The 24,603-nt window shown below is 69.5% G+C and carries 24 protein-coding genes; 15 read left to right on the top strand and 9 right to left on the bottom strand.

What is annotated here, in order from left to right; all coding sequences use genetic code 11:
* Nucleotides 1-308 precede the first annotated feature (308 nt).
* A complete protein-coding gene (locus HNQ61_RS11760; protein WP_170034705.1) occupies nucleotides 309-728 on the top strand; it encodes a hypothetical protein in 420 nt (139 codons plus the stop codon).
* Between the two features lie 176 nt (nucleotides 729-904).
* Here HNQ61_RS11760 and HNQ61_RS11755 read toward each other — a convergent pair whose 3' ends face one another.
* Both HNQ61_RS11755 and HNQ61_RS11750 read right to left on the bottom strand, forming a co-directional pair.
* Entirely contained in the window at nucleotides 905-1,786 is an 882-nt protein-coding gene (locus tag HNQ61_RS11755; protein WP_170034704.1) for a metallophosphoesterase family protein, read from the bottom strand.
* Nucleotides 1,787-1,794: 8 nt separating this feature from the next.
* Nucleotides 1,795-2,592, bottom strand: coding sequence for an alpha/beta fold hydrolase (locus HNQ61_RS11750; RefSeq protein WP_170034703.1), 798 nt, complete (start codon nucleotides 2,590-2,592; stop codon nucleotides 1,795-1,797).
* Nucleotides 2,593-2,705: 113 nt separating this feature from the next.
* On the opposite strand from HNQ61_RS11750, the gene HNQ61_RS11745 reads away from it, so the two are divergent.
* Nucleotides 2,706-3,497 carry an NRDE family protein gene (locus tag HNQ61_RS11745; RefSeq protein ID WP_170034702.1) on the top strand — a complete coding sequence of 264 codons (792 nt, stop codon included), beginning with the start codon at nucleotides 2,706-2,708 and terminating at the stop codon, nucleotides 3,495-3,497.
* Here the strand turns inward: HNQ61_RS11745 and HNQ61_RS11740 are convergent.
* Nucleotides 3,475-3,801, bottom strand: a complete 327-nt coding sequence (locus HNQ61_RS11740; RefSeq protein ID WP_170034701.1) for a zinc ribbon domain-containing protein — start codon at nucleotides 3,799-3,801, stop codon at nucleotides 3,475-3,477. The genes HNQ61_RS11745 and HNQ61_RS11740 overlap by 23 nt on opposite strands.
* Nucleotides 3,802-3,897: 96 nt before the next feature.
* Between HNQ61_RS11740 and HNQ61_RS11735 the strand changes: the two genes are divergently transcribed.
* The 3 genes from HNQ61_RS11735 (at nucleotide 3,898) to HNQ61_RS11725 (ending at nucleotide 6,890) form a co-directional block, all read left to right on the top strand.
* Nucleotides 3,898-4,584 carry a TIGR04283 family arsenosugar biosynthesis glycosyltransferase gene (locus HNQ61_RS11735; protein ID WP_170034700.1) on the top strand — a complete coding sequence of 229 codons (687 nt, stop codon included), beginning with the start codon at nucleotides 3,898-3,900 and terminating at the stop codon, nucleotides 4,582-4,584.
* A gap of 389 nt (nucleotides 4,585-4,973) precedes the next feature.
* Nucleotides 4,974-5,186 (top strand): cold shock domain-containing protein, encoded by a 213-nt coding sequence (locus HNQ61_RS11730; protein ID WP_170034699.1) that lies wholly within the window; start codon nucleotides 4,974-4,976, stop codon nucleotides 5,184-5,186.
* A gap of 510 nt (nucleotides 5,187-5,696) precedes the next feature.
* Nucleotides 5,697-6,890, top strand: coding sequence for a DHH family phosphoesterase (locus HNQ61_RS11725; RefSeq protein ID WP_170034698.1), 1,194 nt, complete (start codon nucleotides 5,697-5,699; stop codon nucleotides 6,888-6,890).
* A 313-nt stretch (nucleotides 6,891-7,203) separates the two neighbouring features.
* Here the strand turns inward: HNQ61_RS11725 and HNQ61_RS11720 are convergent, their stop codons facing one another.
* Nucleotides 7,204-7,857, bottom strand: a complete 654-nt coding sequence (locus HNQ61_RS11720) for a 4-vinyl reductase (RefSeq protein WP_170034697.1) — start codon at nucleotides 7,855-7,857, stop codon at nucleotides 7,204-7,206.
* Nucleotides 7,858-7,993: 136 nt separating this feature from the next.
* Nucleotides 7,994-8,242, bottom strand: coding sequence for a hypothetical protein (locus tag HNQ61_RS11715; RefSeq protein ID WP_170034696.1), 249 nt, complete (start codon nucleotides 8,240-8,242; stop codon nucleotides 7,994-7,996).
* Nucleotides 8,243-8,422: 180 nt separating this feature from the next.
* Between HNQ61_RS11715 and HNQ61_RS11710 the strand changes: the two genes are divergently transcribed.
* The gene (locus tag HNQ61_RS11710) at nucleotides 8,423-8,830 is read left to right on the top strand and encodes a hypothetical protein (RefSeq protein WP_170034695.1); all 408 of its coding nucleotides are present in this window, start codon (nucleotides 8,423-8,425) and stop codon (nucleotides 8,828-8,830) included.
* 651 nt (nucleotides 8,831-9,481) lie between these two features.
* Here the strand turns inward: HNQ61_RS11710 and HNQ61_RS11705 are convergent.
* The gene (locus HNQ61_RS11705) at nucleotides 9,482-10,444 is read right to left on the bottom strand and encodes a serine hydrolase (protein WP_170034694.1); all 963 of its coding nucleotides are present in this window, start codon (nucleotides 10,442-10,444) and stop codon (nucleotides 9,482-9,484) included.
* Nucleotides 10,445-10,781: 337 nt separating this feature from the next.
* Here HNQ61_RS11705 and HNQ61_RS11700 point away from each other — a divergent pair, with 337 nt between their 5' ends.
* Nucleotides 10,782-11,366, top strand: a complete 585-nt coding sequence (locus tag HNQ61_RS11700; protein ID WP_170034693.1) for a C40 family peptidase — start codon at nucleotides 10,782-10,784, stop codon at nucleotides 11,364-11,366.
* Between the two features lie 152 nt (nucleotides 11,367-11,518).
* On the opposite strand, the gene HNQ61_RS11695 is transcribed toward HNQ61_RS11700, so the two are convergent.
* Nucleotides 11,519-12,955, bottom strand: coding sequence for an MBL fold metallo-hydrolase (locus tag HNQ61_RS11695; protein WP_170034692.1), 1,437 nt, complete (start codon nucleotides 12,953-12,955; stop codon nucleotides 11,519-11,521).
* Between the two features lie 637 nt (nucleotides 12,956-13,592).
* Here HNQ61_RS11695 and HNQ61_RS11690 point away from each other — a divergent pair.
* From HNQ61_RS11690 to HNQ61_RS11680, 3 genes are all read left to right on the top strand, one after another.
* Nucleotides 13,593-15,026 (top strand): amidase, encoded by a 1,434-nt coding sequence (locus tag HNQ61_RS11690; protein ID WP_170034691.1) that lies wholly within the window; start codon nucleotides 13,593-13,595, stop codon nucleotides 15,024-15,026.
* Nucleotides 15,023-15,331 carry a hypothetical protein gene (locus HNQ61_RS11685; RefSeq protein ID WP_170034690.1) on the top strand — a complete coding sequence of 103 codons (309 nt, stop codon included), beginning with the start codon at nucleotides 15,023-15,025 and terminating at the stop codon, nucleotides 15,329-15,331. The genes HNQ61_RS11690 and HNQ61_RS11685 overlap by 4 nt, the downstream gene beginning before the upstream one ends.
* A 148-nt stretch (nucleotides 15,332-15,479) precedes the next feature.
* Nucleotides 15,480-16,364, top strand: coding sequence for an alpha/beta hydrolase (locus HNQ61_RS11680; protein ID WP_170034689.1), 885 nt, complete (start codon nucleotides 15,480-15,482; stop codon nucleotides 16,362-16,364).
* Nucleotides 16,365-16,704: 340 nt separating this feature from the next.
* Here the strand turns inward: HNQ61_RS11680 and HNQ61_RS11675 are convergent, their stop codons facing one another.
* Both HNQ61_RS11675 and HNQ61_RS11670 read right to left on the bottom strand, forming a co-directional pair.
* Nucleotides 16,705-17,355 (bottom strand): NYN domain-containing protein, encoded by a 651-nt coding sequence (locus HNQ61_RS11675; RefSeq protein ID WP_170034688.1) that lies wholly within the window; start codon nucleotides 17,353-17,355, stop codon nucleotides 16,705-16,707.
* A 139-nt stretch (nucleotides 17,356-17,494) separates the two neighbouring features.
* On the bottom strand, nucleotides 17,495-19,000 hold the full coding sequence (locus HNQ61_RS11670; RefSeq protein ID WP_170034687.1) for an acyl-CoA synthetase: 1,506 nt from the start codon (nucleotides 18,998-19,000) through the stop codon (nucleotides 17,495-17,497).
* A 643-nt stretch (nucleotides 19,001-19,643) separates the two neighbouring features.
* On the opposite strand from HNQ61_RS11670, the gene HNQ61_RS11665 reads away from it, so the two are divergent.
* The 5 genes from HNQ61_RS11665 to HNQ61_RS11645 all read left to right on the top strand — a co-directional run bounded on the left by HNQ61_RS11665 (nucleotide 19,644) and on the right by HNQ61_RS11645 (nucleotide 24,254).
* Entirely contained in the window at nucleotides 19,644-20,135 is a 492-nt protein-coding gene (locus HNQ61_RS11665) for a (2Fe-2S)-binding protein (protein ID WP_170034686.1), read from the top strand.
* Complete coding sequence (locus tag HNQ61_RS11660; protein ID WP_170034685.1) at nucleotides 20,132-22,516, top strand: xanthine dehydrogenase family protein molybdopterin-binding subunit; 2,385 nt, start codon at nucleotides 20,132-20,134, stop codon at nucleotides 22,514-22,516. Before HNQ61_RS11665 ends, HNQ61_RS11660 begins: the two co-directional genes overlap by 4 nt.
* Before the next feature lie 171 nt (nucleotides 22,517-22,687).
* Nucleotides 22,688-23,152: an SRPBCC family protein gene (locus HNQ61_RS11655; RefSeq protein ID WP_170034684.1), complete on the top strand. Its 465-nt coding sequence runs from the start codon at nucleotides 22,688-22,690 to the stop codon at nucleotides 23,150-23,152.
* A gap of 17 nt (nucleotides 23,153-23,169) precedes the next feature.
* The gene (locus tag HNQ61_RS11650) at nucleotides 23,170-23,379 is read left to right on the top strand and encodes a hypothetical protein (RefSeq protein WP_170034683.1); all 210 of its coding nucleotides are present in this window, start codon (nucleotides 23,170-23,172) and stop codon (nucleotides 23,377-23,379) included.
* The gene (locus HNQ61_RS11645) at nucleotides 23,376-24,254 is read left to right on the top strand and encodes an FAD binding domain-containing protein (protein WP_170034682.1); all 879 of its coding nucleotides are present in this window, start codon (nucleotides 23,376-23,378) and stop codon (nucleotides 24,252-24,254) included. Before HNQ61_RS11650 ends, HNQ61_RS11645 begins: the two co-directional genes overlap by 4 nt.
* The last annotated feature ends 349 nt before the right edge of the window (nucleotides 24,255-24,603 follow it).

The following is a 24,603-nucleotide window of genomic DNA, read 5'->3' as shown; positions in this document are numbered from 1 at the left end:
ACGACCTCCGCACCGGCACACCGCATCTATAAATGCTGCGCTCCCGTTTCATGCGCCATGGGTCGGCGCAGACGGTGGAGAATACTCCCACGAACAGATGTGGGAGAGGGAGCACACCCCAGGCCGGCGCGGGTGAAAACCCGGCGTCATGGGGGGGGTGCTGACCACGGGTTAAAGCGGGGATGTGGGCGGCGTGTCGGGGGTACGGGTGATTCGGGCGGTGAATTCCCCGGTCCGGCAGCACGCAACGTCATGCTTGCGGAACGGCTGAAAACGAGCGATCTTGGCCATCTCCGCTGTCCATATCCTTGATCCTTGAACCCGCCACCTTCATGCGAATTACGTCTCTTGCCGCGGCCGGCGCGCTGGCCCTCGCTGCGCTCTGCGCGCACCCCGCCGGCGCATCCGCGCAGATCAGGTCCGAGCGCACGCTCATGCATCCCCGCGAACGTGGCGAACGGGAGCAGGCGCTCTTCGACCGCACCACCGCCAAGGTGGAGGCGCTATTCAACGCGCAGGCATTGTACATGAGCCGGAACGGACGTTTTGCGACCACGCTCGCGGAGTTGAATTTCGACCCCGAAAATCTGATTTCTTCCTTTCACGGCGGAAACGACTGGTTTGTCGTTCTTGCGGGCGGGCCGGATATCGGCATCGTGCAATATGTCGCGTACCGCGCGGCTCCCGTCGCGGGCGAGGGCGCAGCCGTCACCGTTCTGCCGCGCTGACCTTCGCAGGACGGCATGCGACACGGCCCGCCTTCCGTCCACGGAAGGCGGGCCGTTCGTTATCGGTACGCCGGGCATCCGCCGGCCCGCGCCGCGCTTTCCGCCCGCCCCAGTCGTTTTTGGGAGGGGGGGCCGATGGTGCCGGCCCGGGTGGGGGCCGCCGTGGAGCGTGCGGCTCAGTGGCAGGCCGCGCGGCCGCTGTCGCGGAAGGTGCGCCCTACGATGGGGACGAACTCCCACGCGTACGCATCGCTCTGCAGATCCATCCGCAGCACCCCGCGCACATCGTTGCCGAACACCTCGCTGTTGGGCTGCCGCTCCGGCGGTACCCGGTACGACGGCGCCCCGCCCGTCCCCACCACGAACTGCCGGATCCCGCGCCGGTCGTCGCGCCGCGCATCGGCGGTCTGCGGCGCGAACCGCTCGTAATGGTGGTCGTGCCCGCTCAGAATCACATCCACCCCGGCGTCCTGCATCACCCGCCACGCCTCGTGCATCTTGCTGGATCCGCCGTGGTCGCCGGAACTGAACGCCGGGTGGTGAAAGTACGCCAGCGCGCACCGCGTGGGGTGCGCCCGCAGGTCGTCGCGCAGCCAATCCATCTGCTCAGACCCCTCCACCACCGGCAGCATGCTGTTGAGCACGATCACGTGCCATCCATCCAACTCGTAGCTGTACCATCCCTTTCCCGCCGGCCCCGCGCGCTCGCCGAAGTAGGCGAAGTAGGGCGCCCCCTTCTCCGTCCGCCACTCGTGGTTGCCGATCGCCGGCCGGCTGCGATCGCGATGGCGGCCCCAAGTGGGATGGTAGCAGTCGCGGAACTGGCTCTCCGTGCCGCTCTGGTACACCACGTCGCCCAGCGGCGCCACCACGCCGGGGATGTCGTCGATGAGCCGCGCCGTGGCCTCGTCGCCGCGCCAGTAGCAGCTGCTGATGTCGCCCGCCGCCACCAGCGACGTGTGCCCCGACGTGCCTTCGGGGCGGTCGCGGCCGCACGCGGCGCCCAGCAGAAGCGCCGCGGCCCAGGGGACCGCGGCGCGAAGGGAAATCCTCGTCATCAGACCGTTCAGGCGGCCGAGGGGGAAAGTCCGTGAATGAAGCCGATGCTAAGCCGGTTGAACAGTTCCGGACGGTCCACGTTCACCACGTGCCCGGACTCCGGAATCACCTCCAGCCGCGTGTACCGCGTGTGCCGCCGCGCCATCTGCGACACGGGGGGAAGGAACATGTAATCCTCCTCGCCCATCATGTACAGCGTGGGGATGGGCAGTTCCTTTTCCTCGAACAGGCGCAGCAGCGGGCTCACGCCGTAGGTGAGCTTGAACCAGCGGATGAACTCCTTCTGGCACAGCTTGCGCGCCTGCGACACGAAAAGGGTGCGGCTCTCGCGGTGCCGCTCGCGGGGCATGATGATCCACGCGAACAGCTTGTACAGCCACATGAAGGGGATGAACCGCTTCACCAGGTTCCCGACGGCCACGAGGAAGCGCGAGCGCAGGTTCAGCCGCACCACGGCGCCGCCCAGGATCATGCTCTTTACGCGGTCCGGGACCTGCTCGCCCAGGATGCGGATGAGAATGCACCCCAGCGAGATGCCCACGAAGTGCGCGGCGTACACGCCCGCGTCGTCCATCGCCTCCAGGATTTCGCCGGTGAGGACGTCGAAGCTGTACTCGCCCTCAAACGGCACCAGGAGCGGCGGCTGGCTGTCGCCGTGGCCGCGCAGGTCGATCAGCAGAACGTTGAAGTTCTTGCGGAACTCCCGCACCTGGCGGTACCAGATGGACGAGCTGCCGCCCGCCCCGTGCACGAACACGACCCACTCGTGCCCGGGCGAAAGGAAGTGCTTGCGGTAGTGCAGCATGGCTCGGCTTGTGGTTGTACTGCGGTGTTGGGAAGGAGCCCCCGGACGGGTGCCTCCTCTACTACTCCGATCCCGCGCGCGCGTTCGCGCGGTTTCCCAATCTTCAGCGGCGCATGTGCCTGATCGTACTCGCCCACGAGGCGCACCCGCGGTACCGGCTGATCGTGGCCGCCAACCGCGACGAGTTCTACGCCCGCCCCACCGCCCCGGCCGGGTGGTGGGACGACGCGCCCGGGCTGCTGGCCGGGCGCGATCTGCGCGGCGGCGGAACGTGGATGGGCATTACCCGCGGCGGCCGCTTCGCCGCCATCACCAACGTCCGCGACATGACCGCCGTGCCGCCCGGAACCCCGTCGCGCGGAGAACTGGTCTCCGGCTTTCTGCGCGGCTCCGCGAGCGCGGAGGCGTACGCGCGCGAGGTGGCGGTGCGGGGCAGGGACCATGCCGGGTTCAACCTGCTGGTGGCAGACGGCGAATCCATGTGGTACGTCACCAACCGCGCGGCGGATGCAGTCCAGCTCGCCCCCGGCGTGTACGGACTGAGCAACGCCACACTGGACACGCCCTGGCCCAAGGTGGTCCGCGCCCGCGACGCCATGCGGTCCGCGCTGGAAGCGGCGGATGACCGGGAGTGGAACGCGGGACTGTGGTCCATGCTGACAGACCGCGTGGCCGCCGCGGACCACGACCTTCCCGACACCGGCGTGGGCGCGGTGCGGGAGCGCGTGCTTTCGTCCCCCTTCATCGCCTCGGACGAGTACGGAACCCGGGCCTCCACGCTGCTCACCATCAGCCGTGAGGGCGAGGTGCACTTCGTCGAGCGTACCGTGGCGGGCGGCCCACCATCCGAGGTGAGCTTCCGCTTCCAGATCGGGGACGCGGCTACCTCCAGTACCACACCGTGACCACACCCTCGTTGTCGTCTTCCGAATGACTGATGTTGATCAACTGGTCCCGCCCCACGCTGCTGGCGAACCGGGCCGCGTCGGCGAACAGTTCCTCCCACGAGAGCATTCCGCTGCTGAAGACCCGGAAGCCCACCTGTGGCCCCGTGATCTTCCGCTCCACCGGCTTGGCCGTGGCCGGCAGGTTCAGGCCGGCCTTGAGCTCCGCCGGGAGCGGGGCGCCGCACTTGCTGCACCAGGCGTACGGGTGGTCGCTGCGGATGGAGGTCTGGCAGTTGGGGCAGTGGCCAATCAGGTCCGACATCGCAGGATCCCCCGGAATGGTTGAAGACCGCCGTCTGAACGACGCTCAGTACGGGAGATCCGTCCCGCGGTTTCACTCCGGGCCCGGGTCCGGACCGTGACCGCCCCGCCCCGCATCTCCATCATCATCCCCGCGCTGAACGAAGCGGAGGGGATCGCGGACACGCTGGCGGCGCTGGCCCCGCTGCGCGCCCGTGGCCATCAGGTGATCGTGGCGGACGGCGGCAGCGCGGACGCGACCGTAGAACTCGCGCGGCCGCTCGCCGACGCGATCGTCGATGCGCCGCGCGGGCGGGCCCTGCAGCAGAACGCCGGCGCCGCCGCGGCGGACGGGGACGTGCTCCTCTTTCTGCACGCGGACACGCGGCTTCCCCCGGATGCGGACCGGCTGGTGCTGGACGGGCTGGCGGCCGGCGGCGCGGGATGGGGCCGGTTCGACGTGCGATTGACCGGCGGCGCGCCCATGCTGCGCGTGGTGGAGCGAATGATCAGCCTGCGCTCGCGCGCCACGGGGATCGCCACGGGCGACCAAGCGATCTTTGTCCGCCGCGACTGGTGGGAGCGCGCGGGCGGCTTTCCCCCCATTCCGCTGATGGAAGACGTGGCGCTCAGCACCACGCTGCGGCGGAGGGGGCGCCCGCTCTGCCTGCGCGCCGCGGTTACCACCTCCAGCCGCCGGTGGGAGCAGCGCGGCGTGTGGCGCACCATTCTGCTCATGTGGCGGCTGCGGATGGAGTACGCGCTGGGCGCGGACCCCGAGCGCCTGGCCGCGCGCTACCGCTGACGCGAAGCGTTACGTCGCGTACGGAGCGGTGAAAGGTACCCGCTTTGTCCGTGAGGCGGAAGAGCGGCGGGCGCGGAGCCCCGTCCGCCGTATCCCAAATCCACATTACGACGGTTCTTGACGGCTTTCGCGAAGGCGATTAGCTTCTGTCCCCGAAATGCAATCCCGCAGTATCGCCGCCCGCGCGCGGCACCGCGACACTCCGCAGGCCCATTTTGCCGTCCGTACATCCGCGTCATCCACAAGAACCATCGAGCAGGGCGCGCCCGACGCGGCGCCGCCCGCGCGTGATCGTTTCCTGATCCACGCCCTGCGTGGGGGGCCATCACCCACGCGACACCCGGCTGGCCAGGCTGGCCGGGAGCACCCTTTGGTTGGAGCTTAGAGCAATGCGCCAGGCAGGAACGGTCAAGTGGTTCAACGAGGCCAAGGGCTTCGGATTCATCACGCCGACGTCCGGGGAAAAGGACTGCTTCGTCCACTACTCGGCGATTTCGGGCAACGGCTTCCGCACGCTCGCCGAGGGCGATCAGGTGGAGTACGATCTGGTGTCCGGTGAAAAGGGCCCCGCCGCCGCCAACGTCGCGCGTATCGGCGCCTGAAGCGTCCGGGATGGATGACGCCCCCGGGCCCGCATGGGTCCGGGGGCGTCGTGCGTCCGGTACCCGCGGGCCGGGCCCCCGGCCGACCGGGACGGATGACGATTCGGCCGCCCGCGCGTCTGAGACGGGGCTGGAGGGAGAACGGCGGTTCGGTTCGCTTCGGAGAGGCCGGCGCGGCGGCGGGCAGCCCTCACCCTCCCCTCTCCCGCAAGCGGGCGAGGGGGAGACCTCAGCGCGTGGCCGGCTTCGGTTTCTTTCTCCAGCTTCTGCGCGGGGACAGGCTCAGGCTGTTCTGGCCTCCGGTTGTCGCGGCACGATCGTTTGCTCGCGTCCTGCGCGCTCGTGGTGCATGGGGTACGCCCGAACCGCACGAGCCAGTCACGACGCGCGTCTGAGGAGGCGCGGCGGGGCGCCGCGCGTTACCTTGGCGCCGCCTGTGTACGCCCGCTGGCACACGGCTGGCGGTTGCCCGCCCGTCCGGTTGATCCGACCCGAACATCATCAATGCCCATGTCGCAGGATTCCGAGTCCGTGCACGGCGCGCCCCGTGGCGTGGCCATGGCGCCGGAACCGCCCGCCCCGTCGCAGGAAACCAGCAGCGGCCGCGCGGCGGAACTGGCGCGCCTGCTGGATGCCCGCCGCGGCGAGCGCCACATCGTCGCGCTGCAGGACTTTCCCGATCCGGACGCCATCTCGTGCGGGCTTGCGTACCGCGAGATCGCGCGCGGCTACGACATCGACGCCGAGCTGGTGTACGACGGGCTGATCAGCCATCCGGAAAACCGCGCGCTGGTGAACCTGCTGGGCGTGCCGGTGCGCCAGTTTACGCCGGACATGGACCTGTCCGCGTTCGCCGCGGCGATCTTCGTGGACAACCAGGGCGCCACCACGCACCTGACGGACCGGCTGAAGGCGGCTGGCGTGCCCACCCTGGCCGTGGTGGACCACCACGATCCGGACGACGTGCTGGACCCCGTCTTCAGCGACGTGCGGCCGCTGGGCGCGGCGGCCACCATCCTGGCGGAGTACCTGGCCAGCGGAGCGCTGCTCACGCTGGAGGTGGGCAACGAATCGCACAGCCGCCTGGCGACGGCGCTGATGCACGGGCTGCACAGCGAAACGGACGGCTTCGTGCGGGCGCGGGCGCCGGAGTACCGCGCCGCGGCGTACCTGGCGCGCCACATTGACCCGGACCTGCTGGAACGCGTGCTGTGCGTGCAGAAGTCGCGCGGCACGCTCAAGGTGATCGAGCGCGCGCTGCACGACCGCGTGGTGCGCAACGGATTTTCCGTCTCCGGCGTGGGATTCGTGCGGTGGGCGGAGCGCGACTCCATCCCGGTGGCGGCGGACTTTCTGCTCACCGAAGAGAACGTCCACACCAGCATCGTCTTCGGCATGCTGGGCGACGACCACGGGCGCGAGGTCATTACGGGAAGCCTGCGCACGACGCGGCCCACGATGCACGTGGACCAGTTCCTGAAGCACGCTCTGGGCGAGGACCTGCGCGGGCGGCCGTATGGCGGAGGCCGCAGCCGGGCGGGCGGTTTTGAGATCGACATCGGCTTTTTGAAGGGCGACGAGGACGATCCGGAGCAGCAGGCGCTGAAGTGGGCCCTCTTCGACCGCCGCATCCGCCGCAAGCTGTTCCGCGAGGCGGGTGTGGAGGAACTGGACGAGGTCTGCGGGATCGACCCGGACGACTGATCTGTCAGACGGATGATTCTCATCAACACGAAAGCCGGCGCCCGTCTCTGCACGGACGCCGGCTTTCGTGTATCGGGCGTAGATGTGCGCCGGGCCCACCCCATCCGTTCCCCCGCGTACCTCCGCGATCCCCCGCGCCCTCCGCGTGATGGCCGTTTACACAGGCTGCCCGCGAGCAGTACCCCGCGGGCGCGGCGGATGGGTGACATCGAAAGGAATAGCGCGATCTTTCGTTCAATGACAATGCGAGTTGGAAAACGCGAAACGCCGCCCGGAAAGGCGGCGTTTCTGTCATCCAATCCCGAAAGAGGCTTCAGCTGACGACGAGTACGCTCCACTCGCAGGTCTCCGCGCCGCGGGCGGCACAGCGGGAGTGCACGGCGTTGTGCTTGCGGCCCATGTAGCGCGTGATGAGTTCCGCCACCACGCCCGTGTAGAACGCGCACGCCGCGCCGCCCGGATCAGCGCGGCTGGTGAGCGAATCGCGCAGCCGCACCTGGAACGGGCGCGCCTGCACATCCAGCGACCCCAGCCCGGCCAGCTGCCCCATCAGCCGGCGGGTGGCGCGCGCCGCGGCCCGCATGCGCATTCCCGCGGGAAGCAGCCGCACGGCCCGGCGCGACGCGTTGCTGCGCTCATCCCACGCGCGCTTGGCCATGCGCCGGCCCGCCTCTTCAAAGATCTCGTCGCAGTCCGGACGGCGGATCACCAGCCGCATCAGGTCTTCGACGGTGGCGCTGCTCTGCAGGCTCTTCTTCTTGGTTTCTTCGCGAAACTTGTGAATCTGCAGGTACACCACGTCGCTCAGCCCCAGCCGCCGGGGCATGCTCGCCGTCAGGTCCTCGCCCTCCAGCACCTCCTCCGGGCGGTCCATGTCGCGCATGGTTTCCAGGAGCAGCAGCGGAAAGACGGGGGTGACGCTGGGCGTGGTTGGCCCGATGGCGCGACGGCTGGAGGTCCTGCTCATCCGGAAGCTGTCCGATCAGTGCTCGGGTGATTGGCAAAGTCGCCCAATCTGCTGGCAGAACGGGTGTCGTCGCAAGGTGCGGCAAACATCTGGATCAGATCCGCCACACCGGTGACGGCTTCCGGGTGCGTGCAGATCACTCTCTGGGTCGGACATCGTCCGGCGGATTCGCGGCCCCGCGCGCGTGCACAAAGGCCAGCACCGTCACCACCGCGAACCACGCAAGCGCGCCCACGGCGATCCCCGCCGCCACGGGGCCCGGCAGCCCCATTCCCTTCATGACGACGGCAAAGAGAAGTACCAGCGCGAGGGCACCGAACTGCAGAAAGGTGCGCACGCGGACGGCGCGGGCCAGCCAGGCGGCGATCCGGTCGGGTGAAGGCATCCTTGCTCCCTGGTGCTCGTCCGCTCGCGCACCGGAACCCTTGCCGGGCGGGCTCCGAAGGTTTACCGTAAGTGCGAAGTGGACGAATCGGTCGAGATGGTCAGAATGGATATTTCGGACGAAGAGGCCAATCTAATCCGTCCTGTATCTTTCGGACAAGTACCTCATGGCGGATCAAGGATGATCAACCCCAGAGAGGTCCCGCTGGAAGCGCTTCGCGAACTGGCGCTGGACCGCGTGGAGCAGAGCTCCATCCGAGTGCTGGCTGGCGAAATCGGGCTCGGGCCCAGCACGCTTCACAACTTTCTCACCGGCGCCACGCCGCACCCGCGCGTGCGGCGCAAGCTGGCGGAGTGGTTCGTGGGCGAGGTGGGCGCGGGGCGCGCGTATCCTGACCAGGCGTATGCGTCGGCGCTGGGCATTCTGCTTTCCGCCGTGGACCCCGCCGTGCGCGACGATGCCGCCGCCGACGTGCTGGGGCTGCTGGAGCGCGTGCACGTGCAGAACGGCACCGTCGCCCCCGCGTGGCTGCAGCGCCTGCGCGAAGCCGCCCGGCCCGATCCGGACGAACCCAGCGACGGGGAGTAGCCCGCCGGTTCCCGCACGCGGCGGGCGGTCTGGCAAACACCGTTTCACGCGGAGGACGCGGGGGGAGCGGAGGTGCGCGGGGGAACTGATGGGGATGATGGATGACGAAAGCCGCGCGCCGGGGTTCCGGAGCGCGGCTTTTCTGCGTGCGGCGGGATGAGGACGGGCGAACGTGCCGCGGACGGACGCGGGTCCGAGGGTGAGAGTTGGCCCGGCGGATGGTAGATCCTTCGCTCGCGCATGAGCCGCTGCGGGCGGCAAGCCCGGTGCACGCTCACTCAGGATGACATGGCTTGGGATTGGGAGCCAGATGCGGCACACCACGAGTCTTCCCAAATCTCGCCCCGCTGGCCCACCAATGTCATCCTGACGAGGCGCCTCAGGTACTTTCCGCCAGACCGAACTCTGGCGCCGACGAAGGATCTACTTTCCCCCGAGCCAGCACCGCGACCCACACCAGTGCCCGCCCCTGCAGTCCGCGAAGGCGGACTTCGTGCTGTTCCAGCGGCGAATTCATTCGCTCCTGGAACGGCGGCCGCATGTTGTCAGGCCTCTCACATCAAAGCATCGGCCCCAGTCCGCGAAGGCGGACTTTGCGCTGTTGTTGCCGCGACTTCAGTCGCCCCCGCCCCGCCCGGCAATCCCCATCCTTTATCGCCCGGCGCCCGGCTCGGTCGTGGGCGGGCCGGCGGGGTTGTAGTGGCGGTACACCGCGGCACCGATCCGCGCGATCAGCAGATTCGCGGGGTTGTCGACCGCGTACGAGGTGTCGCGATTCTCCCGCGTCATCACGCACACCGCCACGGGCGCCTGCGGACCCTGGATGATGCCGCAGTCGTTGCGCGACTGGTCTACCTCGCCCGTCTTGTGCGCCACGATGACGGATTCCGGAAGCCAGCGCACCAGCTTGGTGAAGTCCTGGTTGGCGCGCAGCAGGCTGAGCGCCACCGAATCCATCGCCGGATTCACCGCCGTTCCCGCATGCAGCCGGGCGAACAGTTCCAGCGTCTCGTCCGGCGTCGTCACGCCCAGGCCGTATTTTACGCTGCTGTCCATGGCCACGCTGGTGGCGCGGATGAAGGTCTTGGAATGCACGCGCGTGGCGGGCAGCCCCAGCGAATCCATCTTCGCCCACACCGTGCGGATGTTCAGCTTGTCGAGGAGCAGGTTGGTGGCGGTGTTGTCGGAAAGGGTGATCATCAGCGCCGCCGCGTCCTGCACCGTCATCTCCATCCCCGAGTGCATGTACTGCAGCACGCCGGAGCCGCCCACCTGGTCGCGCGCGATCATGCTGATGGGATCATCCATCCGCAGGCTGCCCCGCCGCACCTCGTCCAGCGCCGTAACCAGGATGGCGACCTTGATGAGCGACGCGCTGGGAAACTTTTCCCCGCCGCGGATGGAGAGCGATTCGCCCGTGGCCAGGTTGCGAACGCTGACGCCGGCGACGCCCTCGTATCCCGTCATCAGCCGCTCCAACTGGCGGCGCAGACCGGCCGTGTCGCTCGCCGGCGTCACCGGCCGGAGCGAGGCGCCGCCCTGCGCGAACGCCGGAGTGCAGGCCGCCAGAAGGGCGAGGAGGAGCGCCGCGAGCGGGCGCGCGAGGATGGGCATCGTGTCGATTCATCGCGGAGGGAAAGTGCCTGTCCACGCGAGAGGACAGGTAGCACATCATAATGGCGCCGGGCCCCTGTTCCTGTCCATCAGACCGCAATCGTCAGCACCGAAGACAAAATCCGAACACGTTTGATTGCAATCGGTTAGGGACGGCCGGTTTCCGAAGGTGTTGCGGGCTCCGGCGGGCCCGGCCTAGCTTGCTCTCCGCTCAACAGCAGCAACTCACAGTGTCGTTTCGTCTCGGTGCCGCCGCGGTCGTCCTCGCGTTCTGGGGATGCCACCCGGTCGTCCGGATCCCTGGCACCGATCCGTTTAACCCGCTCTTCAGAACCTGATGCAGTCACGCGGACTCGCGCTGCGCGCGCTCATGCTCGCCGTTCTCACTGTTCCCGCCATCGCGGCGGCACAGGAAGGTCCCCGCCGGGCCCCGTCCGCGGGTCCCCGCTTCAGCATTGAGGCACGCCGCGATTCCGTGGTGAGCATGGCCCGCCAGCAGCTTGGCCGCCGGTACGTGTTTGGAGGAACTTCGCCGCGCGGCTTTGACTGCAGCGGCTTTACGCAGTACCTGATGCGCGCGTTCGATGTGAACCTGCCGCGCACCGCCGCCGCGCAGGCGCAGGTGGGCCGCGAGGTGCCGCGCGACCGCAGCATGCTGCGCCCCGGCGACATCCTCACCTTTGGGCGCGGCGGCCGCGTGACGCACGTGGGGGTGTACGTGGGCAACGGGCGCTACGTGCACGCCAGCAGCGGGCAGGGGCAGATCGTGGAAAGCAGCCTGGACCGGCCCGCCAACTCGCTGGTGCGCGCGTGGATGGGCGTGCGGCGGTTCATGGCGGGCGACAGCGGCGAGAGCGTGGCCCAGCGCGCGTTGGCGCCTCAGCCCAGCAGCACGCCCATGCCGCTGCGCCGCGGCGGCTGACCCGCCCCCGGCGCCATTGATCGACATCTCAGAAGAGGCCTCCGCATTGGAGGCCTCTTCTGCGTTTCGCCATGGAACAGAAAGCCTCACGCAGAGCAGCAGAGGCGCAGAGAACTGCAGACGCCTGCGTAGGGATCATACGGAAGCAGACCTCAGGCGCTGGCGAGCGCGGGGGCGTCTTTTTCCGTGGGATGGCCGGCGGCGGCCCAGGCCTGGTATCCGCCGGTCAGGTTGATGACGTCCTTGATGCCGTGCGCCTGCAGCACGCTGGCGGCGATGGCGGAGCGCGCGCCGCCCTGGCACTGCAGCACCACCGTGCGCCCCGCCGGGATCTCGCCGACGCGGTCCGCCAGGTACGCCAGCGGCAGGTTGGGCACGTCCGGCAGATGGCCAGCGTCCCACTCCGAGCGCCCGCGCACGTCCACCACCGCCACCTCGCCCGCGTCCATCCGCGCGCGCACCTCGGCGGCGTTCATCTGCGGAACGCGCTCCAGCTCGCCCGGCCACGCATCTACCGCGTCATTGCCCCACCAACCCGCCGCGTCGTCCAGCCCGATCATGGCCAGGTCGCGGGCGGCCTGCGCGGCGGCCGCCTCGTCGCCGCCCAGCAGGTAGAACGGCTGGCCGAACGGGACCAGCGCCCCGGCCCAGGTGGGGAACGACTTGTTGAGCGGGATGTTGATGGTTCCCGGCACGTGGCCGGCGCCGAACGCGTCCGTCGAGCGCAGATCCACGACGGTGGCGCCCGCCTCCAGCGCCTCGGCGAACTGCGAGCCCAACAGCCGCGGCGGAACGCGGAAGCCGCCCAGCGCCGGCGGGCCCTCGCGGTTCAGCCGCTTCATGTCCGCGAAGTAGCGGGGCGGCTCCGGCTGCCCGGCCAGCACCGTGCGCACGAACTCGCCCTCGTCTTCCGTGGACAGCGCCCAGTTGAAGAGCTTTTCGTAGCCCAGCGTGCTGTGCGGAATGGCGCTCATCCCCTTGCCGCAGGCGGAGCCGGCGCCGTGGCCGGGCCAGATCTGCAGCCAGTCCGGCTGCTCGCTCTTGAAGCGGCGCAGGCTGGAGAAGAGGGTACGCGCACCGGCTTCCATGGTGCCGTGCAGCCCGGCCGCGCGCTCCAGCAGGTCTGGCCGGCCCACGTCGCCCACGAAGATGAAGTCGCCCGTCACCGCCGCGATGGGCCGGTCCGCACCGGCCGTGTCCGTGACCAGAAAGGTGAGGTGCTCGGGCGTGTGGCCCGGCGTGTGCCGCACCTCGATGCGGATGTTGCCGACGGAGAAGCGGTCGCCGTCGTGCACCAGCGTGGCGCCGTCGCTGTCGGCAAAGGCGTAGCTCCAGTCGTCGCCGCCCTCGCCGGACAGGTACAGCGTGGCGCCGGTGCGGGCGGCCAGTTCGCGGCTGCCGGAAAGGTAATCGGCGTGAATGTGCGATTCCGTGACGGCGGTCACCCGCAGCTTTTCCGCTTCGGCGGCGCGGACGTACTGCTCCGTGTCGCGGTTGGCGTCCACCACCAGCGCGTCGCCGGTGGCCGCGCAGCCGATGAGGTAGCTGGCCTGCGCGAGCTTTTCGTCGTAGAAGCGCTTGACGATCATTCCGTGGGCTCCGGGCGGTGCGGTTGGGGAAAGTGTACGCTGGCGGGCAATGATAACGCTGTGGAGCGGTTCGCGCGCGGGTCAGATGGGGAAGTGCGTGAGTGCTGGGTGCGTGAGTGCGTGAGTGCGTGAGTGCGGCGGGAGAAGGACGGAGCGAGGAGCAAAGGATCGTGCGGCCGCCGGCTGGGGCCCTCACCCCGCGTGCTGCGCACGACGACCCTCTCCCACGAACGGATGTGGGAGAGGGAGCACACCCCAGGATCGGCGTGGGATCGGGTTCGGCTCGCGGCGGCAACCCCGGTCCGGCGGTTGAAACCGCGCCTCGAAACACACGATGTCCGCCTCCGCGGACTGGGACCGCGGCTCGGTCGGGGCCCCCAACCGCGGTTGAAGCCCCGAACCGGACGCGCCAGCGGCCGGTGTCGGGGGTTCCCGCTGTTTGAGCGGCGGATTCATCCGCTCTCGCTGGGGAGGGTGGGCCGGTGGTGCCGGCCCGGGTGGGGGCCGCCCGCGAACCCCGCCGCGTCCCCCATCCACCGAACCCCCTAGTGGACACCACGCCGCCCGCGCGCTACTCATTCCCGCGGGCTCCCTTCCCTCCGCCCTCCCCGCGCGTCCCCCGCCTCCCCGCCCGCCCATGCCCGACGAATCGCTCGCCCTGCTATCCGTAGAAGAAACCGTCCGGCGCGTGCGGGCCCGCGAGGTATCGCCCATGGACGTGCTGGAGGCGTGCATGGCGCGCGTGGACCGCTTCAACCCTGAACTGAACGCCGTCGTCACGCTCAATCCCAGGGCGCGCGAAGAGGCGGAGGCGCTGGCTTCGCGGATCGCGCGCGGCGAGGACGTGGGGCCGCTGGCGGGGGTGACGGTCGGCATCAAGGACGTCACCGAGGTCGCGGGCGTGCGCACGACGTACGGATCGCCGCTGTTCGCCGATCACGTCCCGGAGCACGACGCGTGGGTGGTGCAGCGGCTGCGCGCGGCGGGCGCCATCATCCTGGGCAAGACCAACACGCCGGAGTTCGCGGCGGGCGGCAACACCTTCAACCCCGTCTTTGGCCGCACGCGCAATCCGTGGAACCCGGCGCGCAGCGCGGGCGGCTCCACCGGCGGCGGCGCGGCGGGGCTGGCCGCGGGGATGTTCGGCCTGGCGCAGGGGACGGACCTGGGCGGTTCGCTGCGCATTCCCGCGTCGTTCTGCGGCATCGTGGGGCTGCGCCCGTCCGTGGGCCTCGTCCCCACGCTGCCCCAGGACTATCTGTGGGACACGCTGCAGGTGACGGGGGTGATGGGCCGCGGCGCGGGCGACGTGGCGCGCGGCCTTCAAGCGGTGGCCGGAGCGACGGACCGCGCCCCGCTCGCGCAGCCGATGGCGGAAAGGGACTTTGCCGCCGCCGTGCGCGACGCGGATGCGCGCGGGCTGCGCGTCGCCTACTGCCGCGACATCGCGGGAATCGGCATCGACGCGGGGGTGGAGCGCGTCTGCCGCGAGGGCGCGTTCGCGCTGGCGCAGGCGGGCGCGCACGTGGAGGAGATCGATCTGGACCTGTCTTACGGGCGGCCGGCGTTTCTGGCGCTGCGCGGACACTGGTTCGTTTCGCAGCTGTATCCCCATCTCGACAAGCTGGACGGCTTCGGGCCCAACGTGGCCAACAACGTGCGCGCCGGACTCGCCACCCGCGTGCAGGATCTGGCCGCGGGCGAGGCCGCGCGGCGGCGCATCTGGGAGCAGTTCCGCGACTTCTTTTCGCGATACGACCTGCTGCTGACGCCCACGATGGCCGTCCCTCCGTTCGTGGTGGAGGAGAACTATCCCGCCACGGTAGACGGAAAAGAGATGGCGACGTACGTGGACTGGCTCGCGCCCACGTTCGTGCTGAGCCTCACGGGGCTCCCCGTCGCGTCCGTCCCCGCCGGGCTGGATGCGGAGGGGATGCCGGTGGGACTGCAGATCGTGGCGCCGCCGCGCGGGGAGGAGCGGGCGCTGGCCGCGGCATCACTGGTGCAACGGCTGCGTCCCATCGGGCTGCCTTCGGACCGATCCACCGCGCACACGGATGAGGGACGATGAGCAACGAAGCCGCCGATCCCCACACCACCTTTACCGGATCGCAGGCCACCGCCAGCCTGATCGCGTGGATCGACCGCGTGCTGATGGACCTGCGCGACGGCCGCATCAACGATGCACGCGAGGCGCTTCAGGGCGAAACGTGGCGCACGGGCCGCATCGAGGACGGCATCCCCCGCCCCATCCTGGAACAGGCACGCGATACGCTGCACGACGCGGCGGAGGCGGTGTCGCGCGACCAGCCGGACGTGGCCGCCGCGGAAACGGCGCTGCTGATGGCCCGCTCGCGCTTTCTGCCGGGCGGATAACGGTCGCCGGCGGCTCACCCGGCGGGAGCACGATCATCATCCTCTGCCGGCGAGACCGTCATCCGTGATCCGGCGAACTCTCGTCGTCCCCAACGCCCGCGCTCGAAGTTACAGACCGGTTCATCTCCACGTTCATCCAGAGACAATGATGCGATCGATCAAGCTCTGCGTACCCGCCGCATTCGCGCTGGTCCTGTCGATGGCTGCGCCGGCGCCTGCGCAGCAGGTGGTGAACGTGTGGCCGGGCACGCCGCCGGGCACCGCGCACTGGACGCACCGGGAGCGCGTCATCGAAGACACGCCGCTGGGGACCGTCGTGTTCGACGTATCGACGCCCACGCTGACGGCCTTTGTTCCCGATCCGGCCAGGGCGACGGGAACGGGCGTCATCATCGCGTCCGGGGGCGCGTTCGTGGCGCAGGCGATCGAACTCGAAGGCTACAGCGTCGCGCGCGCACTGCAGGAGCGGGGGATCGCCGCGTTCGTGCTCAAGTACCGCACGATCGAAAAGAACTTCGAGGGGATTCCGCCGGGGATGAACATGGATTCCGTGGGCCAGTACGGCATCGCGGACGGAATCCAGGCGCTGCGGGTGGTGCGCGCGCGGGCGGCGGAGTGGGGCGTTCGGCCGGAGCGCGTGGGGATGGTGGGATTTTCAGCGGGGGCGATGGTGACCAGCGCGGCGCTGCTGCAGGCGGATTCGGCCGCGCGCCCCAGCTTTGCGGTGATGATCTACGGCGCGCCGTTCGGCGACATGCCGGCCATTCCCGCGCGGCTGCCGCCCATGTTCATGGCCTGGACGCAGGACGACGCGGTGGCGCTCGCCCCCATCCAGCGCTTTCACGATGCGCTGCGCACCGCCGGTCACAGGCCGGAGGTGCACGTGTTCAGCGGCGGCGGGCACGGGTTCGGGAGGAAGCGGCAGGGCACCAGCAGCGATCACTGGATGGATGCGTTCGTCTGGTGGATGCAGGCGCGAGGGTTCGCCACCCGCGCGTCAAACGCGAGTGTGGCGACGGGAGCCGGATCGTGAGTGGCGGCGCCTGAACCCTGAGAATCTGGCCGGCGGGTGAGTCCGTTGAGCGGATGACGGGGAAAGGGAACCGACGCCGCGCTCGTGAGCGGATGAATCCGCCGCTCGAACAGCGCAAAGCCCCGACACCGGCCGCTGGCGCGTCCGGTGCGGGGCTTCAACCGCGGTGCGGATTCGGGTTCGGCGCGGACGGGACGCAGTTGAAGCCCTGAACGGCGCGCGAATAGCGCCGGGTCAGGGGTTCCCGCGGTTTGAGCGGCGGATTCATTCGCTCAGGATACGTCGCGCGGCACCAGACTCATTGGGCCGCGAACGCGTGAGAACGCACCAATCAGGATGATTACCAACCGGCGGGACGCACGATCATCGCACCATCCGTGAGAGCCACCCGCTCCGGGAACTGCGCCTTTGTGATGGCACGCTGATCGATCTTGAAGCTGTAATCCGCACGTTCGGCGAGCGCCCGGTTATGTCTGAGAAACGGGAAGGCGACGCCGATGGGACACTGGCGAAACAGGCGACGAGCCGTTGAAATCGCCGGCATCATGTCTGTGTCTCCGGTTACAAGCACGACCGTCTGGCATTCATTTGTTGCCAGAACCTCAACCAGCTTCAGGCCGATCGCCACGTCGGTTTCCTTCTCCTCAAACCGGGCGAACGTTTCTCCGCAGACAGGGCACCGGACGTCTTTCTTCTTGAATTGCGAGAGCTGAACTCTCACACCAGACGACTCCAAGGCTTTGATGTACGCCCTGTGTCGTGCGACTACGTCCGGCTTCCGAGCGGTCAAGTGCTCCGCAAGCGCGGAGAAATAGTACACGTTGGCCAACTCAACTCTCTCGCCCAGTTCGTTGCGAACCGCCTGCAGGTAGCCCTGACACAACGTGCGCAGGTCAAGCCACTTTACATGGGGCACATTCCTGCGCTGAAGCTCGGAGAGCGAGTGGTAGACGTTGAAACCGTCCACCAGGAAAGAAACTTTTTTTGTCATACCCGAAACCTGGGGACAAAAAAACCCCCCGGCCCGCGGACCGAGGGGGGCCGGAGGAACGCTTTCGCGAACACATCCGGGGATGACGTGCACCAAAGCTAACGGTGCGTCGGCTGATTTACAAGACGGATTTTTCCCGTCAGCGCTGGGCAAAGAACTTGGCTACCTCGGGTTTCATCACCTTGCCCATGGCGTTGCGCGGAAGGGCGTCCACCACGCGCAGGTCGCGGGGGAGCTTGTAGGGCGCAAGCCGCTGCCGCGCCCACGCCTGCAACTCGGCGAGCGGAGGCACGCCCTCCGCGCCGGCCGCCTCGACCGCCACGCAGACGCGCTCGCCCCACTCCTCGTCCTCCATCCCCACCACCGCGCACTCGCCGATGGACGGGTGCTCGCGCAGCACCTCCTCGATCTCCAGCGCGGACACCTTGAATCCGCCCGTCTTGATGATGTCCACGCTGCGGCGGCCCAGCAGGCGGTAGTAGCCGTCCTCCACCACCGCCACGTCGCCGCTGCGGAACCATCCGTCGCGAAACGCCTCGGCCGTGGCTTCCGGCCGGCGCCAGTACTCGCCGAACACGCTGGGCCCGCGGATCTCCAGGTCGCCCGGCGTCCCCGCATCCACCGGAACGCCCTCGTCGTCCACCACGCGCGTATCGACGGACGGGAGCGGCACGCCGACGGAGCCGGGGCGCCGCTCGCCGTGCAGCGGGTTGCTGAGCGCCATCCCGATCTCCGTCATCCCGTAGCGCTCCAGCAGCGTGTGGCCGCTGATCTCCCGCCACCGCTCCAGCATCTGCACCGGCAACGCGGCGCTCCCCGACACCATCAGCCGCATGCCGCGGCACCCGGCCGCCATCCGCTCGCGCCGCTGCTCATCCGCGGCGTCAAAGGCGGTGATCAGGCGCCGGTAGACGGTGGGCACGGCCATGAGCAGCGTCAGCCGGCCGCTCTCGATGGTGCGCCAGGTCTCGTCGGCGTCGAAGCGGGGGAGGACTTCGCACACCGCACCGGCCCACATCGCGCAGCACAGCACGTTTACGATGCCGTGCACGTGGTGCAGCGGAAGGATGAGCAGCGTGCGGTCGTCCGCCGTCCATCCCCACGCATCCACCAGCGTGGTCACCTGCGCGCGCAGGTTGGCGTGCGTGCTCACCACGCCCTTGGGACGGCCGGTGGTGCCGCTGGTGTAGATGATCATCGCCGCACCGTCTGCCGCCACGTCAGGCATGGGCACCGGCGCGGCGGCGAGCGCGTCCTCGACCGACAGAAAGCGCCGTTCCGCGCGCTCCGCCACGGGCCGCAGCACATCCGAGAACTCCGCATGGACGATGACGGCTTCCGCGTCCGCGTCGCGCACCACGTACTCCAGTTCCACCTCGGGATGCGAGACGGCGAGCGGCACGGCCACGCCCCCGGCCCGCCACACGCCCCACTGCACCGCCACGTACTCCCATCCCGGAGGCGTCAGAAACGCGACGCGCGCGCCGTCCAGCGAGGGCCGGCCGTCCAGCAGCGCGGCCGCTACGCGGGCGGATGCGTCCAGCAGGTCCGCGTAGGTGAGCGTGCCGTTTTCCGCCACAACGGCGATGCGGTCCGCGAACCCGGCCGCGCGCTGGACGATCGGGGGGGATGCGTTTTCAGTCATGGGAGCGGCGGGAAGAGGAGGAGGAAGGGACCGCGAGGCGGATGAACAACGTAGGCGCCCCGCGTCCTCCGCGCACCGCTGTTCTTTGCTCGCCTGTTTGAGAGCGAGGCTGTCTCGTGATGAACGAGGTACGTTTTGTCATCCCGAGCGCAGCGCCGGCCCGCACCGCGTGAGACTGGCGGCCACAGTCCGCGAAGGCGGACTTCGTGCTGTTCCAGCGGCGAATTCATTCGCTCCTGGATGGCGGCTGCGCGGCGTCCGTCTGTTGGTGACGGCGGCGCGCCGATCCCGGCCGGACCACACCAGAGCCGCCACCGCAGTCCGCGCAGGCGGACTTTGCGCCGTTGTTGCCGCGACTTCAGTCGCCCCAGCGGTTCATCCACCGCCCAGCCTCCGCAAACTGCCCTCACGCGGAGGACGCGAGGACGCGGGGGGTCGCGGAGGTACGCGGGGGTATCGACGCGAACTTTCGTGCTCGAGCAGGGGCGCCGCACAACGGGCGGCCGTAAACACCCGTTACACTTGCCACGGGGCGGCCTGCTCCGTATCTGTTCCCTCCCACGCGGCTGCTCCTGCCACGCCCGGCGGCTCTCCCCTCCCGCCCCGGACCCGCGCGGATTCCTTCCATCCCCGGCGCACGCCCATGCAGCAACCGGTGGAGATTTCCCTCTCCGTCAACGGCGTTCCGTACCAGCGCGCGGTGGAGCCGCGCCTGCTGCTGAGCGACTTTCTGCGCCACGACCTGCGCCTTACGGGCACGCACGTGGGCTGCGAACACGGCGTCTGCGGAGCGTGCACCGTCATGGTGGACGGCGAATCCGTGCGCTCGTGCCTGGTCCTGGCCGTGCAGGCCGACGGCGCCGAAGTGGGCACGGTGGAAGGGCTCGCCGCCAAGGACGGCACGCTGCACCCGCTGCAGCAGGCGTTTCGCGACGCGCACGGGCTGCAGTGCGGCTTCTGCACGCCGGGCATTCTGATGTCGATGATCCCCTTCCTCCGCGACGAGCCCTCGCCCGACGAGCACACCATCCGCGAGGCGCTGTCCGGAAACCTGTGCCGCTGCACCGGCTACCAGAACATCGTCGAGGCCGTTCAGCTCGCCGCCGAACGCGCCGCCGCCGGGAGCGCGGGATGAACCGCGGCCACGTGGGCCAGTCGCCGCCGCGCAACGAAGATCACCGGCTGCTGACGGGAAACGCGCTTTTCGTGGATGACGTGCATCTCGAGGGGATGCTGCACGTCGCGTTCGTGCGCAGCGACTACGCACACGCCATCCTGCACGGCGTGGACACCTCCGCCGCGCTGGAGCGGCCCGGCGTGGTGGCCGTCATCACCGCCGAGATGCTGGGGGATTACTGGCAGCCCGGGCCGCTGCTCGTTCCCCCGCCGCCGGTGGAAGGATTGATCTTCAACCAGGCGTCACAGGTGCCGCTGGCCAAGGACCGCCTGCGCCACGTGGGCGAGGCCATCGCAATGGTCCTCGCCGAAAGCCGCTACATCGCCGAAGACGCGGCGGCGGACGTCATCGTGGACGCGGAGCCGCTGGAGGTGGCCGTCGATCTGGAGGCCGCGCTGCTCCCGGATGCGCCCGTCCTGCATCCGCAGCTGGGCACCAATCTGGCCGCGCACGTGGTGCAGAAGCACGGGGATTACGACAAGGCGATCGAGGGCGCCGAACTCGTCATCAACCGCCGCTTTCACTACGACCGCGGCGCGGCGGCGGCCATGGAGAACCGCGCCGTCGTGGCCCGGTGGGACGTGCGCGCGGAGGAACTGACCGTCTGGGATACGACGCAGGCGCCCATCCCCATCCGCAACGGACTGGCGCGGATGCTGGGGCTGCTGGAATCGCAGGTGCGCGTGGTGGCGCCATTCGTGGGCGGCGGCTTCGGGCCCAAGATCATGATGTTCTATCCCGAAGAAGTGCTCGTCCCCTGGGCCGCCATCCGCCTGGGCCGGCCGGTGAAGTGGGTGGAAGACCGGCAGGAGAACTTCTTTGCCACCACGCAGGAGCGCTCGCAGATCCACCACGCGGAGATGGCCCTCAGCCGCGACGGCAGGATCCTGGGCATCCGCGACTTCTTCTGGCATGACACCGGCGCGTACGATCCGTACGGATTGACCGTTCCCATCAACAGCCAGTGCACGCTGCTGGGCCCGTACGACGTTCCCGCCTACCACAGCGAATTCCGCGCGGTATTTACGAACCGGACGACGGTGACGCCGGTGCGCGGCGCGGGGCGGCAGCACGGCGTGTTTGTGATGGAGCGGCTGCTGGACATCGCCGCGCGCGAACTCGGCCTCAGCCCGCAGGAGATCCGCCGCCGCAACTACCTGCGCAGCGACGTGTTTCCGCACACGTTCCAGATCCTGTTTCAGGACTTCGCGCCCCTCTACTACGACAGCGGCAACTACGCCCCGGCGCTGGAAGCCGCGCTGGACATCGTGGGCCGCCACACCTTTCGCGCCGAGCAGGAAGCGGCGCGCGCGGAGGGGCGGTTCATCGGGATGGGGATCGTAAGCTACGTCGAGGGAACGGGGATCGGGCCGTACGAGGGCGCGCGCGTCACCATCGAGCCCAGCGGCCGCGTGCGCGTGGCGACGGGATTGGGGACGCAGGGGCAGGGGCACTACACGGCGTTCGCGCAGATCGTGGCCGAGGTGCTGGACGTGAACGTGGGCGACGTGAACGTGGTCACCGGCGACACGCGCGAGTTCGGCTGGGGGACGGGGACGTTCGCCAGCCGCGGCGCGGTGGTGGCGGGAAGCGCGTGCCACGAGTCGGCGACCATCGTCCGGCGCAAGGTGCTGGAGGTGGGCGCGCGCGTGCTGGGTTCCACCGTGGACGAGGTGGAGCTGCATCACGGGACGGTGCGGGTCACGGCGGATCCGTCGCGCGCCATCGGCTTCGGGCAGCTGGCGGGGCACGCCAACCCGCTGCGCGGCGCGGTGATCCCCGGGACGGAGCCCGGGCTGGAAGCGACGGCGTACTTCGGCCCGGACCACGGCAGCACGGCCAGCGGCGTGCACGCGATGGTGGTGGAGGTCGATCCGGAAACCGCCATCGTCCGCATCGACCGCTACATCGTGGTGCACGACTGCGGCAAGCTGATCAACCCCGTCATCGTCGCCGGGCAGGTGCAGGGCGGCGTGGCGCACGGCATCGGCAACGCCTTTTACGAGCAGCTGATCTACGACGAGGGCGGGCAGCTTCTGAACGCATCGTTCGCGGATTACCTGCTGCCGACCGCGCTGGACGTGCCGCGGGTGGAGATGGCGCACCGCGAAACCGCCGCGCCGCTCAACCCTTTGGGATTGAAGGGCGTGGGCGAGGCCGGGTGCATTCCCACCGGCGCCGCGTTCGCGCAGGCCATCGAGGACGCGCTGCCGCACCTGGCGCTGGAAATCCGCGAAATCCCGCTGAGCCCCAGCCGCCTGTTCGAGCTGCTGCAGGCCGCCGGCCCCGCCGCCGCGCGCCCCGTAATCGCCGACGAGTCGGCCATCGCCGCGGATTGATCACGGATTGTCCGATGGAACAGACCATCCGCTCGCGACAACACCGCTGATCCGGCGGCTTTCGCCGGAACGTACTTAAGCCGCCGCTGCTGATCCACGCCGCGTTTCTCTCCTTTTCCGCCCCGGCCGTCACGGCGGATTCGTGTTTTTTCCTCCCAGCCCCACCGGTCCATGATCGTCGACGGCGAGCACACCTTTTCCGGCCCGCGCGAAACCGTGTGGGGGCTGCTGCAGGACCCCGAGGTGCTGGCCAAGGCCATGCCCGGCGCCCGCCAGCTCACCCTGACGGAGGACGGCGCCTACAAGGGCGTCATCCGCATCGGCGTGGGGCCGGTGACCGCGGCGGAGTGGTCGCTCAACGTCAAGCTCTCCGACGTGGTGCACCCGCAGAGCTACGTGATGAACGTGGAAAGCAAGGGCGCGCTGGGCTTTACCCGCGGCAGCGCCACGGTGAACCTGGATGAGGTGGATGAGGGGACGCGCATGCGCTACCACGCGGACCTGGCGGTCGGCGGCAAGGTTGCGGGCGTGGGACAGCGGCTGCTGGACCAGGTGGCGAAGATGCTGACGCGCCAGGGACTGGACGCGTTGAACAAAGAGCTTGAGGCACGCCTGGCCGCTTCCGAGCCCGCCTGAACCGCCACCAGCCGAACATGCGAATCCTCTCCGGACTGCTGCTCCTGGCGGTTGCCGTCGTGCTTGGACTGTTCCAGGTCCTTCCGCTGATCTTTGCCGATCCCGCCGTGTCCCGCCCGGCGGCGCCGTGGCTGGACTCTGCGTACCAAGCCGCGGAACTCCTGGCCATCGGCGGGACCGCGCTCTGGCTGCTGAGCCGCGGCACCACCTCCCGGACGACACGATGAAGCCCGCACCGTTCGCGTATCACCGGCCGGACAGCGTGGACGAGGCGATCGCGCTGCTGGCGGAGCACGGCTATGACGCCAAGCTGCTGGCCGGCGGGCAGAGCCTGGTTCCCGCAATGAACTTTCGGCTCGCACAGCCGGCGGTGCTCATCGACTTGAACCGCATTCCCGGGCTGGACGCCATAACCGAATCAGACGGCGGCGTGCGGATCGGGACGATGGTGCGGCAGCGGGTGGCGGAGCGCAGCACCGTGATCGCCGCGCGCGCGCCGCTGATCACGGAAACGCTGCCGTGGGTGGCGCACGCGCAGATCCGCAACCGCGGCACCGTGGGCGGCAGCATTGCGCACGCGGACCCGGCGGCGGAGCTCCCCGCCGTCATCGTGGCGCTGGGCGCGCGGCTGCACCTGCGCGGGCCGGGCGGCGCGCGGACGGTGGAGGCGGCGGACTTCTACACCGGCCTGTTCGGCACCGCGCTGGAGCCCGAGGAAATGCTGGTGGAGATCGAGATCCCCGCCGCGGAGCCCGGGACCGGCTTTGCCTTTGATGAGGTTTCCCGCCGACACGGCGACTTTGCGCTGGCGGGCGTGGCGGCACGCGTGCGGGTGGATGCGGACGGGCGCTGCCTGTCCGCGCGCATCGCGCTGCTGAGCGTGGGCGAGGGCCCGGTGCTGGCCGCGAACGCGGAGGCGGCGCTCATCGGCCAGGTGCTTACGGAAGACGCCATCCGCGCCGCCGCATCCACCGCATCGCAGACGGACGTGGATCCGCCCGGCGACATCCACGCGACGCCCGCCTACCGCCGGCAACTCGTCGACGTCCTCATCCGCCGCGCCCTTCCCCGCGCCGCGGAAAAGGCCCGCCTGGCGCTGTAACGGCGGTCCCGCCCCGCCTCGGCCGCGCATTCCCGCGTCAGCGCCCGTTGCCCGCGCCGCACTGCGCGGAAGCGGGCGGCCCGACCGGCAATGTCTGTGACGCGCCGCGGCCCGCGGCCACAGTCCGCGCAGGCGGACTTCGTGCTTTTCCAGCGGCGAATTCATTCGCTCCTGGACGGCGGACGCGCCGATCGTCATCGGAGCGCCCCCTGGTCCGCGGCCGCAGTCCGCGCAGGCGGACTTCGCGCCGTTGTTGGCGCGACTTCAGTCGCCCGTTCCCAGCCTCGGCGCGACGCCGGCCATCGCCCGAACGAAGTTCATCAACCGAATCCATCCGGCCCGCCGCGGC

Source organism: Longimicrobium terrae (genome assembly GCF_014202995.1).
In the GTDB taxonomy this organism is placed as follows: domain Bacteria; phylum Gemmatimonadota; class Gemmatimonadetes; order Longimicrobiales; family Longimicrobiaceae; genus Longimicrobium; species Longimicrobium terrae.
This window is presented reverse-complemented; position numbering and strand designations above follow the sequence as displayed.

Excerpts from the sequence above, each read along its gene's own strand:
- HNQ61_RS11670 (WP_170034687.1), bottom strand. The coding sequence starts at position 19,000 with ATGACTGAAAACGCATCCCCCCCGATCGTCCAGCGCGCGGCCGGGTTC.
- HNQ61_RS11700 (WP_170034693.1), top strand. The coding sequence starts at position 10,782 with ATGCAGTCACGCGGACTCGCGCTGCGCGCGCTCATGCTCGCCGTTCTC.
- HNQ61_RS11690 (WP_170034691.1), top strand. The coding sequence starts at position 13,593 with ATGCCCGACGAATCGCTCGCCCTGCTATCCGTAGAAGAAACCGTCCGG.
- HNQ61_RS11680 (WP_170034689.1), top strand. The coding sequence starts at position 15,480 with ATGCGATCGATCAAGCTCTGCGTACCCGCCGCATTCGCGCTGGTCCTG.
- HNQ61_RS11675 (WP_170034688.1), bottom strand. The coding sequence starts at position 17,355 with ATGACAAAAAAAGTTTCTTTCCTGGTGGACGGTTTCAACGTCTACCAC.
- HNQ61_RS11645 (WP_170034682.1), top strand. The coding sequence starts at position 23,376 with ATGAAGCCCGCACCGTTCGCGTATCACCGGCCGGACAGCGTGGACGAG.
- HNQ61_RS11685 (WP_170034690.1), top strand. The coding sequence starts at position 15,023 with ATGAGCAACGAAGCCGCCGATCCCCACACCACCTTTACCGGATCGCAG.
- HNQ61_RS11755 (WP_170034704.1), bottom strand. The coding sequence starts at position 1,786 with ATGACGAGGATTTCCCTTCGCGCCGCGGTCCCCTGGGCCGCGGCGCTT.
- HNQ61_RS11740 (WP_170034701.1), bottom strand. The coding sequence starts at position 3,801 with ATGTCGGACCTGATTGGCCACTGCCCCAACTGCCAGACCTCCATCCGC.
- HNQ61_RS11745 (WP_170034702.1), top strand. The coding sequence starts at position 2,706 with ATGTGCCTGATCGTACTCGCCCACGAGGCGCACCCGCGGTACCGGCTG.
- HNQ61_RS11725 (WP_170034698.1), top strand. The coding sequence starts at position 5,697 with ATGTCGCAGGATTCCGAGTCCGTGCACGGCGCGCCCCGTGGCGTGGCC.
- HNQ61_RS11650 (WP_170034683.1), top strand. The coding sequence starts at position 23,170 with ATGCGAATCCTCTCCGGACTGCTGCTCCTGGCGGTTGCCGTCGTGCTT.
- HNQ61_RS11695 (WP_170034692.1), bottom strand. The coding sequence starts at position 12,955 with ATGATCGTCAAGCGCTTCTACGACGAAAAGCTCGCGCAGGCCAGCTAC.
- HNQ61_RS11655 (WP_170034684.1), top strand. The coding sequence starts at position 22,688 with ATGATCGTCGACGGCGAGCACACCTTTTCCGGCCCGCGCGAAACCGTG.
- HNQ61_RS11710 (WP_170034695.1), top strand. The coding sequence starts at position 8,423 with ATGATCAACCCCAGAGAGGTCCCGCTGGAAGCGCTTCGCGAACTGGCG.
- HNQ61_RS11730 (WP_170034699.1), top strand. The coding sequence starts at position 4,974 with ATGCGCCAGGCAGGAACGGTCAAGTGGTTCAACGAGGCCAAGGGCTTC.
- HNQ61_RS11660 (WP_170034685.1), top strand. The coding sequence starts at position 20,132 with ATGAACCGCGGCCACGTGGGCCAGTCGCCGCCGCGCAACGAAGATCAC.
- HNQ61_RS11715 (WP_170034696.1), bottom strand. The coding sequence starts at position 8,242 with ATGCCTTCACCCGACCGGATCGCCGCCTGGCTGGCCCGCGCCGTCCGC.
- HNQ61_RS11705 (WP_170034694.1), bottom strand. The coding sequence starts at position 10,444 with ATGCCCATCCTCGCGCGCCCGCTCGCGGCGCTCCTCCTCGCCCTTCTG.
- HNQ61_RS11750 (WP_170034703.1), bottom strand. The coding sequence starts at position 2,592 with ATGCTGCACTACCGCAAGCACTTCCTTTCGCCCGGGCACGAGTGGGTC.
- HNQ61_RS11720 (WP_170034697.1), bottom strand. The coding sequence starts at position 7,857 with ATGAGCAGGACCTCCAGCCGTCGCGCCATCGGGCCAACCACGCCCAGC.
- HNQ61_RS11665 (WP_170034686.1), top strand. The coding sequence starts at position 19,644 with ATGCAGCAACCGGTGGAGATTTCCCTCTCCGTCAACGGCGTTCCGTAC.